Origin of the sequence: Planomicrobium okeanokoites (assembly GCF_003428875.1) — a bacterium.
Lineage (GTDB): Bacteria > Bacillota > Bacilli > Bacillales_A > Planococcaceae > Planococcus > Planococcus okeanokoites.
The window spans coordinates 16,973-28,786 of sequence record NZ_QQRS01000017.1; the positions used below are offsets into that span (position 1 = coordinate 16,973).

General features: G+C 46.1%; 11 protein-coding genes. 6 read left to right on the plus strand and 5 right to left on the minus strand.

All coding sequences use genetic code 11. The annotated features are described in order from the left end of the window. Nucleotides 1-137 precede the first annotated feature (137 nt). Together D2910_RS16250 and D2910_RS16255 are read left to right on the plus strand one after the other, a co-directional pair. Nucleotides 138-2,291 (plus strand): HAMP domain-containing sensor histidine kinase, encoded by a 2,154-nt coding sequence (locus tag D2910_RS16250; RefSeq protein WP_117314232.1) that lies wholly within the window; start codon nucleotides 138-140, stop codon nucleotides 2,289-2,291. Between the two features lie 134 nt (nucleotides 2,292-2,425). Beyond that, complete coding sequence (locus tag D2910_RS16255) at nucleotides 2,426-4,165, plus strand: mechanosensitive ion channel (RefSeq protein ID WP_117314233.1); 1,740 nt, start codon at nucleotides 2,426-2,428, stop codon at nucleotides 4,163-4,165. Between the two features lie 41 nt (nucleotides 4,166-4,206). On the opposite strand, the gene D2910_RS16260 is transcribed toward D2910_RS16255, so the two are convergent. The 5 genes from D2910_RS16260 to D2910_RS16280 form a co-directional block, all read right to left on the minus strand. After that, nucleotides 4,207-4,842, minus strand: coding sequence for a response regulator transcription factor (locus D2910_RS16260; RefSeq protein WP_084244046.1), 636 nt, complete (start codon nucleotides 4,840-4,842; stop codon nucleotides 4,207-4,209). Next, nucleotides 4,820-5,863, minus strand: a complete 1,044-nt coding sequence (locus D2910_RS16265; RefSeq protein ID WP_117314234.1) for a sensor histidine kinase — start codon at nucleotides 5,861-5,863, stop codon at nucleotides 4,820-4,822. Before D2910_RS16265 ends, D2910_RS16260 begins: the two co-directional genes overlap by 23 nt. Beyond that, complete coding sequence (gene liaF, locus D2910_RS16270; RefSeq protein ID WP_101802070.1) at nucleotides 5,860-6,558, minus strand: cell wall-active antibiotics response protein LiaF; 699 nt, start codon at nucleotides 6,556-6,558, stop codon at nucleotides 5,860-5,862. Before liaF ends, D2910_RS16265 begins: the two co-directional genes overlap by 4 nt. Nucleotides 6,559-6,622: 64 nt before the next feature. Then, the gene (locus D2910_RS16275) at nucleotides 6,623-7,261 is read right to left on the minus strand and encodes a PspA/IM30 family protein (RefSeq protein ID WP_117314235.1); all 639 of its coding nucleotides are present in this window, start codon (nucleotides 7,259-7,261) and stop codon (nucleotides 6,623-6,625) included. A gap of 12 nt (nucleotides 7,262-7,273) precedes the next feature. After that, nucleotides 7,274-7,615 carry a lmo0954 family membrane protein gene (locus D2910_RS16280; RefSeq protein WP_117314236.1) on the minus strand — a complete coding sequence of 114 codons (342 nt, stop codon included), beginning with the start codon at nucleotides 7,613-7,615 and terminating at the stop codon, nucleotides 7,274-7,276. 168 nt (nucleotides 7,616-7,783) lie between these two features. Between D2910_RS16280 and D2910_RS16285 the strand changes: the two genes are divergently transcribed. From D2910_RS16285 to trhO, 4 genes are all read left to right on the plus strand, one after another. Continuing rightward, a complete protein-coding gene (locus D2910_RS16285; protein WP_240633640.1) occupies nucleotides 7,784-8,863 on the plus strand; it encodes a metallophosphoesterase in 1,080 nt (359 codons plus the stop codon). 17 nt (nucleotides 8,864-8,880) lie between these two features. Further along, nucleotides 8,881-9,489, plus strand: a complete 609-nt coding sequence (locus D2910_RS16290; protein WP_117314237.1) for a DedA family protein — start codon at nucleotides 8,881-8,883, stop codon at nucleotides 9,487-9,489. Nucleotides 9,490-9,563: 74 nt separating this feature from the next. Continuing rightward, on the plus strand, nucleotides 9,564-10,514 hold the full coding sequence (locus D2910_RS16295) for a 2-hydroxyacid dehydrogenase (RefSeq protein WP_117314238.1): 951 nt from the start codon (nucleotides 9,564-9,566) through the stop codon (nucleotides 10,512-10,514). 164 nt (nucleotides 10,515-10,678) lie between these two features. Continuing rightward, on the plus strand, nucleotides 10,679-11,641 hold the full coding sequence (gene trhO, locus D2910_RS16300; protein WP_117314239.1) for an oxygen-dependent tRNA uridine(34) hydroxylase TrhO: 963 nt from the start codon (nucleotides 10,679-10,681) through the stop codon (nucleotides 11,639-11,641). The last annotated feature ends 173 nt before the right edge of the window (nucleotides 11,642-11,814 follow it).

Sequence of the window (11,814 nt, forward strand, 5' to 3'; positions counted from 1 at the left end):
TGGTCGGTTATTGCAGTGACAATTGCTTTGTTTACACTTCTTTATTGTTTATCGTTCTTTATGGAAACCGTTTTATATAGTCCTGCGACAGAATTATTGGCATCACTTCGAACGGTGTCCAAAGGGGAAATTTAAAGATGAAAAAGTGGCTTTGGCTTACGACAATATCAATTGTCTTGATCAGTGTTTTCAGCGTAATGGAGCTGGGTCCGAAATATTTTGGCAAATCGTACCTGGAGACGGCTGACTTTAAGGAAGAATACAGATACTTTGTGGATCGTTTGATCGTTACAGAACTGGATCCGCCAGAAGCGGAAACTGAATTTCCGGTTACAATGGAAGAAATTGAAGAGTATCGGACCAGATACGGCACATTGGCTGAGCAGATTCAAAGCATACAGGATCAATACAACCCGGATATAGAATATGCCCGGGAAAATGACAACGACAGTCTCGTGGAAATATTGACGGAAGAACGTGACAGCAAGATACAGGCGATCCGTGATAATTTCGCAGATGATGATACAGTCAGGGAAAAGATTCTTGAAGATAAACAGCGTGCTGCGAAAGTTGCAGTCAATGGCATCATGAACGACCAAGGCAGCTTCAATGCGCAGTCCCCCTATTATGTTTACGATCTGACGAACATCGAGACAGGGGAGAATTTCAAAAAGGGCGATTTAAGCAACCGGGCATTTTTCGAAAAGAAATATTCGAATGCCGCACCGCTTCAATTCAATGGTGAAGAGCTGTTTTATTCCAATTACAATAACACTGAAATGATAATTCCAGTTTCAAATGCTGAATTTAAAGGAGTCGTACAGATTGACCGGTCCCTTTTGGCTGCAAGCGATCGGGGTGCTGCCATTGTAGGGCATGAATACATCAAAAACACATTATATCTATTAGGGGCTTTAGCGATTGCAGGCATCGTCCTGCTCTTTACAAAGCTGAAATTCGAACAAGCCGCATTTTTAAAAATGCCTTTATACAGGAAGTGGACAGAATGGCCGCTTGAAGTGAAGTTGGGACTTTTCGCTGTCACCATATTGTTTGCATTGCCATACGGTGTAGCAACTTCTCTCGGAATAATGGAATACACATTCTACGATGGGCTTACTTCATTCGTCTGGAATACGTTGAAGAATTTTGTATTGAACACAATTGTGCTGGCATTGCTCATCCTTCAGGGAATCTGGCTCTACACTTATTACAATAAATCGGATAAGTTGGTTGCCGACTTCAAAAGAAGCTATATACAGCGTTCGTTGCAGATGTCGCACTACGCATTTTTGAAAAAATCGATCGGTGTTCAAATGCTGATTTTATTGGTTGTCATATTCTTCTGGGGGGCCGGGACAATGCTGTTGTTCATATTCCCGGCAGTGGTGCTCGTGTGGTTGCCGGCGACACTTTTCATCGGACTGCCGGTATTGCTGTTTATGATGAAGCGGTTCGGCTATTTGAATGTTCTGATGGACAGTACGAAAGCGATTGCCGATGGGAGTTTGAATGAACAGATTCCTGTAAAAGGGAAATCTCCTCTTGCTCATCATGCCATCCAGTTGAACCGGCTGAAGGAAGGCGTCCGCCAGTCTGTATCGGAACAAGCGAAAAGTGAGCGGCTGAAAACGGAATTGATCACGAATGTCAGCCATGACCTGCGGACTCCGCTGACTTCGATCATCACTTATACAGACCTGATGAAGACGCCGGAGCTTTCAGCGGAAGACCGGCTGATGTATGCCGATATTCTGGACAGGAAATCACAGCGCTTGAAAACATTGATCGAAGATCTTTTTGAAGTCTCCAAGATGGCCAGTGGAAATATGGAATTGCATCGCCAGCGTGTCGATTTTACGCAGCTGACGACACAGGCATTTGCCGAACATGCGGAAGACATCTCTTCATCTGGCCTCGATTTCCGGATTTCAACACCCGAACAGCCCGTTTATATTATGGCGGACGGCCAAAAATGGTGGCGCGTACTGGACAATTTAATCTTGAATGCCATCAAGTATGCGCTGCCGGGAACACGGGTGTTTGCCACTCTGAAAGAAAGGGATGGCCAGGCGGAATTCATCATGAAAAACGTCACCCGTTTCGAGTTGGGTGAGAACACAGATGAGTTATTTGAACGTTTCAAACGGGGAGATGTGGCAAGGCAGACAGAAGGTTCAGGTCTTGGACTGGCTATCGCACAATCCATTGTCGACTTGCACGGAGGCGCCATGAAAATCGAAGTGGACGGGGACTTGTTCAAAGTCACTGTGTCACTGAACAGTTTATAAAAAAGGGGAAGGCTGTGTCCGAATGGACAGGGCCTTTTTTGGTTTCTTCTATTATTGATAAATGTCAGGTTTTGAAAAAGAGGAGCTAGGGGATAGAAGTTATGAACACAATAATTTTGAATGGAGGTCGACATATGGACACTAGAGGTTATTTCAATAATTTCATGAACGCGCTTCCTGAAATTCTCTTGGCGATTCTTGTACTTATTATTGGTTTTATTGTAGCCAAGATGGTGGAGAAAGCGGTTTACAAATTATTGGACAAAACTAAGCTTGATGAAAAAGCAGGGATGTCACAGCAGAAATACAGCCTGTCGAAAATCATCAGCAAAATTGTATTTGTACTGATTCTTCTTTTCGCAGTGGCATTATTCTTCAATATCCTGAATCTTGGAGCCATCGGAGCACCATTCCTGGGAATCTTCGATAATTTATCTGGTGCGTTCCTCAGCATTCTAAAGGCCGCCTTGATTCTTTTATTGGCTTGGGTGTTGGCTACAGTTGTAAAACGCCTAATTTTAGTGGCAGGCAGAAAATTCGATTTTGGAAAAGTCACCAAAAAGACCGGTGCATCCAAAAAAGATACAGTTAAATGGACAGAGACGGCTGCGAATATCGCATTCTATCTGATTCTGTTGCTGTTTTTACCGGCAGTACTGAGTGCGTTGAATATCGACGGGCTTAGCGAACCGTTTTCGAACATGCTTGCAAGTGTCCTGGATTTCATACCGAAATTGATTGCAGCGGCAATCATCTTCGCCATCGGCTGGATCGCGGCAACCATCGTTAAAAAGATCCTTTCCAAATTCCTGGAGTCGATCGGGACGGATCGCTTAGCGTCAAAACTGAAAATTTCACAATTCTTCAGTGGCACAAGCGTATCGAATGTCATCGGCATCATCGCCTTTATCCTGATCATGCTGCCAGTAACGATAGCTGCCCTTGAAGTGCTTGCGCTTCGTGGAATTTCCGGTCCTGCAATCGCGATGCTGAATGATATCCTGACCATGATCCCGAATATTATCGTTGCGATCCTGCTGATTCTTGCGGGAATAATCATTGGCCGCTGGGTCAAGGATTTTGTGGTCCAGTTGATGAAAAACCTTGGTGTGGATTCACTTACAGAAAAAATGGGGATGAACAAAACCGCGGATCCGGACACCGATCCATCTGCTTATTCACTTGCCAGAATCATCGGCGTAGTGGCTCAAGTATTGATCATCCTGTTGTTCACAGTCGAAGCTTTGCAATTATTGAACCTGGAGTTCATGGTATCGCTGGCAACTGGAATCTTCGCATACATTCCTGCTGTTATTGCGGCATTGGTCATTCTGGCAATCGGCTTCTGGCTGGCGAACCTGGCTGAAGATTTTATCGGAAGTGTATTCAAAAAATCTTCCGGCGGCCCTCATGTCCTTCGCTATGTCGCCAAATATGCCATCCTGGCATTCGCTTTCTTCATGGCGCTTGACCAGTTGGGAATTGCGGCTTCCATCATCAATTCGGCGTTTATCCTGATACTTGGCGGAGCAGCTCTCGCTTTCGGTCTGGCTTTCGGACTGGGCGGCAAAGAACATGCTTCGCGTTACTTGGATCGAATGGAAAACAGCCTGAAAGAGACTGAAGTCGACAAAGAGAAATGGGAAGAGAAAAAAAGGGAACAGGAAGCCAAGAAAGTTGGATTGGCTAAAGAAGCAAAAGCGGCAGTCGACCCGATTGTAGAAAAAACTTCACCTGATGAGAGACATCCATTTGAAGGATCAAAAGATACAAAAGGTCCGACAACTGATTTCCCGAAGAATTTCAATCAAGACGCACATGATAGCTGGAACGGACGCAACCGGAACATGGACGATCCGTTCAACGATAAATAAGCACAAAAAGAAAAGGCGGCCGCGGCCGCCTTTTCTTTTTGTTAATCTTTCGGAGCGACCAGTTTATGCTGGAAGGCATAGATGACCGCCTGGGTCCGGTCATGGACTTCCAACTTCGCCAGCAGGTTGCTGACGTGGGATTTTACTGTCTTTAATGCTATGTAAAGCTCATCGGCAATTTCCTGGTTCGTATAGCCATGGGCAAGCAGCAGAAGAATCTCCATTTCGCGTTCGGTCAGATCTTCATGAAGCACACGTTCATGGCGCATCTGCTTCATCATTTTACTCATCACTTCCGGCTCGAGGACCGGGGTGCCATTCATTGTTTCGCGGATGGAGTCCGCGATCCGTGAAGCTTTAGAGGTTTTCAGGATATAGCTGACTGCGCCAGCTTTTAGCGCAGGATACACTTTGTCATCATCCAGGAAACTGGTGACGATCATGATTTTCGCTTCCGGCCATTCACGGATGATCGCATCTGTTGCCTCAGCGCCATTCATGACCGGCATGACCATATCCATCAGGATCACATCCGGGCGTAATTCGAGTGCCATTTCAACAGCTTCTTCGCCGTTTGCCGCTTCACCGGCGACTTCCATATCTTCCTGTGCCTGCAGATAAGCGGATACACCGATCCGGACCATTTCGTGGTCATCAACTAACAGAATTCGTATCATCCGGTATCTTCCTTTCAATAGGTACTTTCACTTCGACAATGGTTCCCTCGGAAGGAACTGAAACAATTTTGCTTGTAGCCCCGATTTCAATGGCACGCTCTTCAATGTGCTTTAGACCATAGGAAGTCGACTTTGATTGTTCGCTTTCAAAACCGATGCCGTTGTCCTGTATGCGTAAAATGGCGAAATTATCCCGTTCGATAAATAGAATGTGGACTTCGGTGGCTTTTGAATGGCGCAATGTATTAGACAGTGTTTCCTGGGCGATGCGGAACAGGTGGTCTTCAGCGCCTTTTTGCAAAGGCACTTCTTCGAGTTTATGTTCAATTGTAAAATAGACTTTTTCCTTCAATTCGGACACCAATTCAAATAAACCTTGCTGCAAACTTTTATCGTGCAAAGCCGCCGGCCGCAGGTGAAGCAATAAAGCCCGCATTTCGAGCTGCGCCTGCTGGACCATTTTTTCGGTCTGCCGCAAGCTGTTAGAGACTTCTTTGCCTTCAGTCATGGAAGATAACAGCATGGAAGCTGCAAACAATTGCTGGGATACGGAATCATGCAGCTCCCGTGCCAGCCGCTGCCGTTCCATGACTAAGCGTTCCTGTATAAGCTGATCTTGAGTTTCAGCCCGTTCGTTGGCAATGCGTGTCAGGCTTTTTCGTTGGGACTCCAATAGTTTTTGGAGTTTTAATATCGAAACGGAAAGTTGGGACGGCAATGTTTTCATTTGCGCAGCTTCTATGACGCTTTGATCTTCGTTGCGGAGCAGAGCCTGGAAAATCTCTTCGATGTCCCGGACTTTCGCACGCGATAAAGACTCAGTCCACCAGGAAATTCCGGCAGACAGCGCCACCATCAAGACGAACAGCCAGACACCGAAGGGAAGGCCGGCTACAAAATCTTCCCACAGGACGGACCAGGTATTTACAGCAGGCAGGCCTAAAAGAGCCAATAAAATACTGAAGATGACAGCGGCGAACAAAGCCATGAAAAATAGACTGCGAGGCAGGATCTGTCTCATCGGCGAATCACCTCGACATCCCCCATCCAGGTGGTGACGGAAACGATCAATTCCGTTTTTACATCATCGACATGTTCGTATCCGTCTTTGGTGTGGACAGAACCGTACCAGATCCGCTGCTTTTCGCCGTTGAAAAAGCGGGCATCCCCAAAAACAGTCGAATAGTAGACGCGAACAGGAACTTCATATGGAACAATCAGGCGAACCCGGCCGAATCCCTGGCGAATCGATATCAGGGACGTTTGCTTTGGTAAAACGGTTTGCGTTGCATCAATCAATAGATCACCGATAAATCCTTGGACATGGATGTCTTTCCATTCGTAGGATTCAATTGGAGTTGCTTGTGCTGATAAGAATTTATTCTGGATCAACCCTTTATCAACCGGACCTCGCATCGGCACTTCCTGCTGCCATTCCTCGCCTTTCCATAACCGGATCAAAAGATACACAGCCGCGGCCAGAATGAACAGGCGGAGGCTCCACATGGAAAGAATTGAAATGCCGATCAGGATAAAGCCTGTCCAGAAATAGGACTGCCGGTATTTGGGGCTGTTCTTATTGCCATAATAGATGAGTCCGATGCCAAGAAGAACCAAAAACACGCTGCCATTGCCGAAAAAAGCAGCTTCCACGAATATGAGAAATAATGCGCTCAAGGCAAAAAATGCCTGTCTGTTGGTTGAGAAATAATTCATCGCGTTTTTGCCTCCTTCTTTGCAGCAGAAAAGTAAGAGGGAAATCCATCCCTCTTACTCTAGCTTACACAATTTCCTTGGATTTCGCGCTGTTTTTTTCCAGCGCTTCAAGACGGCGTTCCATTGTCGAACGCTCGTGGCGTTCTTCTACTTTATTGCCGAGGGATTTGATATAGCTGGCCATGTCATCAAACGAACCGATCCGTTCAGCCACCAGTTCAGGGCTCAGGATTTTATCCATCTGGTAATGTGCGCGGGTGGCGTTTTCCTTACCCATCAATTGGAGCTGGCGCACTTTCATATCTTTTACTTTATGTTTCATTTCTTCATAACGCTGCTCGAGTGCAACACTTTCGGCTGCATTTTCGTCAAGCGTCTTACGCAGTTCATCTATGCGTGAACTGTAAGCGGCGACTTCCTGTTCAGCGAATTGGGACAAGTCGCTTTCGCCTGCGGATTGAGCAAGTTCAGCTTGAGCCTGGCGCTTTTCAAGGAAGATTTGTGCTTCCTGCAATTCTTTTTCCAGCTTGGCGTGCAAGCTGGTTTGGCGTTCCAGCCATTTCCCTGCGGTCTCCGTCTCTTTCTCCGCTTCCTGAATATATTTATTCAGTAAACTGATCGGATTTTTTTCCTCTTTCTTATCGAGTAACGCATCCATGTCCGTCGCCACCGCGAATTTTAAACGCTGCCATAATGTTGTCATGTAATTTCCTCCTTATTTGTTCAGCTTTTGCCATTCTTTTTCAAAGTTGGTGAAAGGATCATTTTTAACTGACGGTGAAACCTCTTCTTCGTTCCATTTTCTGTAGATATACCAAAGCACTGCAATGGCCAATACACCGATGATTGCAGGCACATTGGAAATTGCGGATACCGCGCCAACTGCTGCAACAAAGCCCCACCAGATTTTAGCGGCTGTCGACATGCTTCTCAGGTAATAATGTACACCGATATAGATGATGACTCCTGAAACAGCGAGGCCGATGATTGGCCCCAGATTCGAAAGGGCGATAATTCCGGCGATGATGCCGATGACTGTCATCCAAAATTTGTTCAAGTTATTTCCTCCTCTCAATTTGTAACTTAATCATATCAACGTTCAGAAAACCGCAACACGGTCTGTCACTGCATCTTTTACTCAGACCTGAGGCTTAGTCGCTTCCCGGTAGTTTACAGATAAGAAACGAAGGTATAATGAAATGTAAACAGGAAAGAGGTGAGGGTTTTGAAACAGATAGCTGCCGGACTTTTGGTTATGCTGATCTACTGCGCTCTTGCAGGATACATAGGATGGGCCGTTTTTATATGGCTGACCAGTTTTTCATTGGTCATCAATGGATGGTTTTTCCTGTTATTTTGGGTCTTACTATCATTCAGTTATTTTATCGGCATGCTGGGCCACAAATGGCTGGGATTCACGATTGCCGGTTCATATTGGCTGGCTTTTTTCCAATATGCGCTGCTGATCGTGCCGCTGGCTAATCTGGCAGTGATTGCCATCAGCCACCCACAGGATGTTCAATTTACAGGTGCTGTGGCCGCTGCTCTCTTTCTGCTGATTTTTCTTTTCGGCACTTTTTTTGCCTACAGCCCCGTTGTCCGGAAACAAGAATTCACTGTAAAGGGCAGTGGGGAGGATTTGGATATCGTCATTGCTTCCGATTTCCATCTTGGTGTTCTATCAGGCAAACGGCACCTGAAGCGCTTTGTGGATTTAAGCAATAAACTCGAACCGGACCTGGTATTGCTTGCAGGGGATCTGGTGGATGACGATCCGATCTGGTATGCAAGATATGGCATGTCGGAAGTGATGCGCAGGCTGGAGTCGAAATATGGTGTCTTCGGAGTATTGGGCAACCACGAATATTATGGAAAGAAAATCCCGTTGCTTGTCCGTGTCATGGAAGAATCCGGCGTTTCGATATTAAGGGATGAGACCGTTGAGATTGCGGGTTCATTCAATCTGACCGGACGGGAGGAACGGACCAACGGCAAAAGGGATCTGCTCGAAAACTTAAAGCCTGCAAGCGGACTCCCATGGATCGTCATGGACCATACGCCGTCGGATTTGAAAACGCCGGTCGAGCTCGGTGTTGATTTTCATATTTCGGGCCATACGCATAAAGGACAGATGTGGCCAAATCATTTGATTACAAAAAGAGTATTCGAACTGGATTATGGGTACCGTTTAAAAGAGGCCACTCATTTTCTGGTTTCCTCAGGCTTCGGCTTTTGGGGGCCGCCCATCCGCATCGGGAGCCGATCGGAGCTGTGGTTCGTGAGGATGAAATTCGAAAATAAATGAATGGAAGAGTGGTTTAGATGGAAGCATGGATTACTTCTATAATGGAAGACTATGGATACACGGGGATATTTTTTCTGATTCTAATGGAAAATATTTTCCCTCCGATTCCTTCTGAAATTGTACTGACTGTCGGCGGATTTATGACAACCACTGCTGGATTGAGCGTGACAGGAGTCATCGCCGCATCGACTGCCGGCTCAGTTGCTGGAGCTGTAATCCTTTATTACATCGGCAGATGGCTGAGTGTGGAGCGCTTGGAAGGGCTAGTCGAAAAATACGGCAAATGGCTGCGTTTAAAAAAGGCAGATCTTCATAAAGCGGATGCCTGGTTTGACCGTTACGGCGTGTGGGCGGTTTTCTTCGGCAGACTGGTTCCTGTCGTCCGGAGCCTCATATCGGTTCCCGCTGGCATGTCAGGCATGAAAGTAAAGATGTTTCTATTATTTACAATTGCCGGAACGCTGATATGGAATACTATTCTTGTCGTTTTAGGCGCCGCGGTAGGAGAAAATCGTGAAGTGATCATGCGCCAGTTGGAACTCTACTCGAATGCGGTTTATATTTTATTGGCTGTGGGAGCGGTTGTCGGCATATGGATTTTCATCCGTAAAAGGCGTAAGGACTAGGAAGAACCACTTGAAATTGAAGCTGCTTACATAAATTGCTATAATAATTAGACAATTAGATTGGAGGATGTTTTATGAAGCCGATTGTTTATATCACCCGGAAATTGCCTGAGGAGGCGATAAAAGGTCTTGAAAATTCATACGAAGTACGGATGTGGCAGGAAGAGGAAAAACCGGTGCCGCGTGAAGTCCTCATGGAAGAAGCGAAGAAAGCATCTGCATTGTGGACGATGCTATCCGATCAGATAGACAGGGAATTGATAGAAGCGGCGACGGATTTAAAAATAATTGCCAATCTTGCGGTGGGGTATAACAATATTGATTTGGATGCGGCGAGGGAACGGGGAATTGCTGTGACAAATACACCGGAAGTGCTGACGGAGACGACGGCGGATCTGGCATTCGGTTTGCTGCTGGCGACTGCCAGAAGGCTGATCGAAGCGGAAAAAACAGTTCGTTCAGGTGAGTGGCAGTCATGGACGCCGATGGGGATGACTGGACAGGACGTCTACGGCGCAACACTTGGAATCATCGGCATGGGCCGCATAGGTGAAGGAGTCTGCAGACGAGCTGGCGGTTTTGATATGAAAGTGATGTACCATAACCGTACCCGCAGAAGCCTTGAAGATGTGGAGTATGCTGAACTGGATGAACTGCTTTCCAAGTCCGATTTTGTTATGATCCTTACACCTTTGACGGAAGAAACCAAAGGGATGATCGGCAAACGGGAATTGGATCTGATGAAGGATACAGCTTGCCTGATCAATGTTGCAAGAGGCGGTATCGTAGACGAAGACGCTTTATACGACGCACTCAAAGAACGAAAAATATGGGCTGCTGGATTGGATGTCTTCGAACAGGAGCCGCTTCCCCTCGACAATAAGCTGCTGGAACTCGATAATTTGACAATGCTTCCCCATATCGGCAGCGCCGGCATCCGGACAAGGCACCAGATGATGGGGTTGAATGCCGAAGCGATAGCGGCATGTCTGGCAGGGCAATCAATAAAGAACAGGGTTTGTTGATGGACAAGTAATTTATTGGGAATCTGAAATAATGTATAAACAGCCGTTTCTGCGGCTGTTTTATTTTGCTTAAGTTGAATAAAACCCTGTTTTATTGTAAAATGGTTGAGGTTTTGAAGTCTTGATGGCTGAAGAAGCAAATTGAAGAATAGGGGGTATGATTCATGCAAAATCATACACACAACGTTTTACTTTATTACCTATATACACCGATTGAAGATCCAGCGGCATTTGCTGCTGAACATTTGGCTGCCTGCAAGGAGCTCGAATTGAAAGGACGCATCCTGGTGTCGGAAGAAGGCATCAACGGCACATGCTCCGGAACGATCGAACAAACGGAAGCATACATGGATATGATGAAAAAAGATGAGCGTTTTTCAGAGATCGTCTTTAAAATCGACGAAGCTGATGGACATGCATTCAAAAAAATGCACGTGCGCGCGAAAAAAGAAATCGTTCACTTGGGACTTGAAGAAGATATCAATCCGAACGAATTGACTGGCACTTACCTGGAACCGACTGAATTCTATAAACGCATGCAGGATCAGGACACAATCGTCCTTGATGCCCGCAATGATTACGAATACGACCTTGGCCATTTCCGCGGTGCTATCCGTCCGGAGATTGAGAACTTCCGCGACCTGCCGGAATGGGTCAGAGATAATAAAGAAATGTTCGAAGGCAAGAAAATCCTGACGTATTGCACAGGCGGAATCCGCTGTGAAAAATTCTCCGGCTGGCTGAAAAGGGAAGGCTTTGAAGATGTGGCGCAGCTTCATGGCGGCATCGCTACCTACGGCAAAGACCCTGAAGTGAAAGGACAGCTTTGGGACGGTCAGATGTACGTTTTTGATGAGCGCATCGCAGTGCCTGTCAATCAGGTGGAGCATACAGTAGTCGGCAAAGATCATTTTACTGGCGAGCCCTGTGAGCGCTATGTAAACTGTGCAAATCCTGAATGCAACAAGAAAATCCTCAGCTCCGAAGAAAACGAACATAAATATATGCGTTCTTGCAGTGATGAATGCCGTGAACACCCGCGCAACCGTTATGCATTTGAACATGGTTTGACAGGTTCAGAAGTTCAGGCAAGACTTGACGCTTTAAAAGAAACATCTGAAGTTTAATGGCAGATGCTTATAACTGCAGGACAGAGTGACCAATGAAATGAAGCAGGGAAACAGCACCCCAAAGTCGTATGGAACAGCAACGACTTTGGGGTGTTTCTTACGATTAGTCAATAGTTTTTAATCATTTTCAAAGAGGTTTTTCCGTGAGTTCTTATCTTTTAAAAGACGGA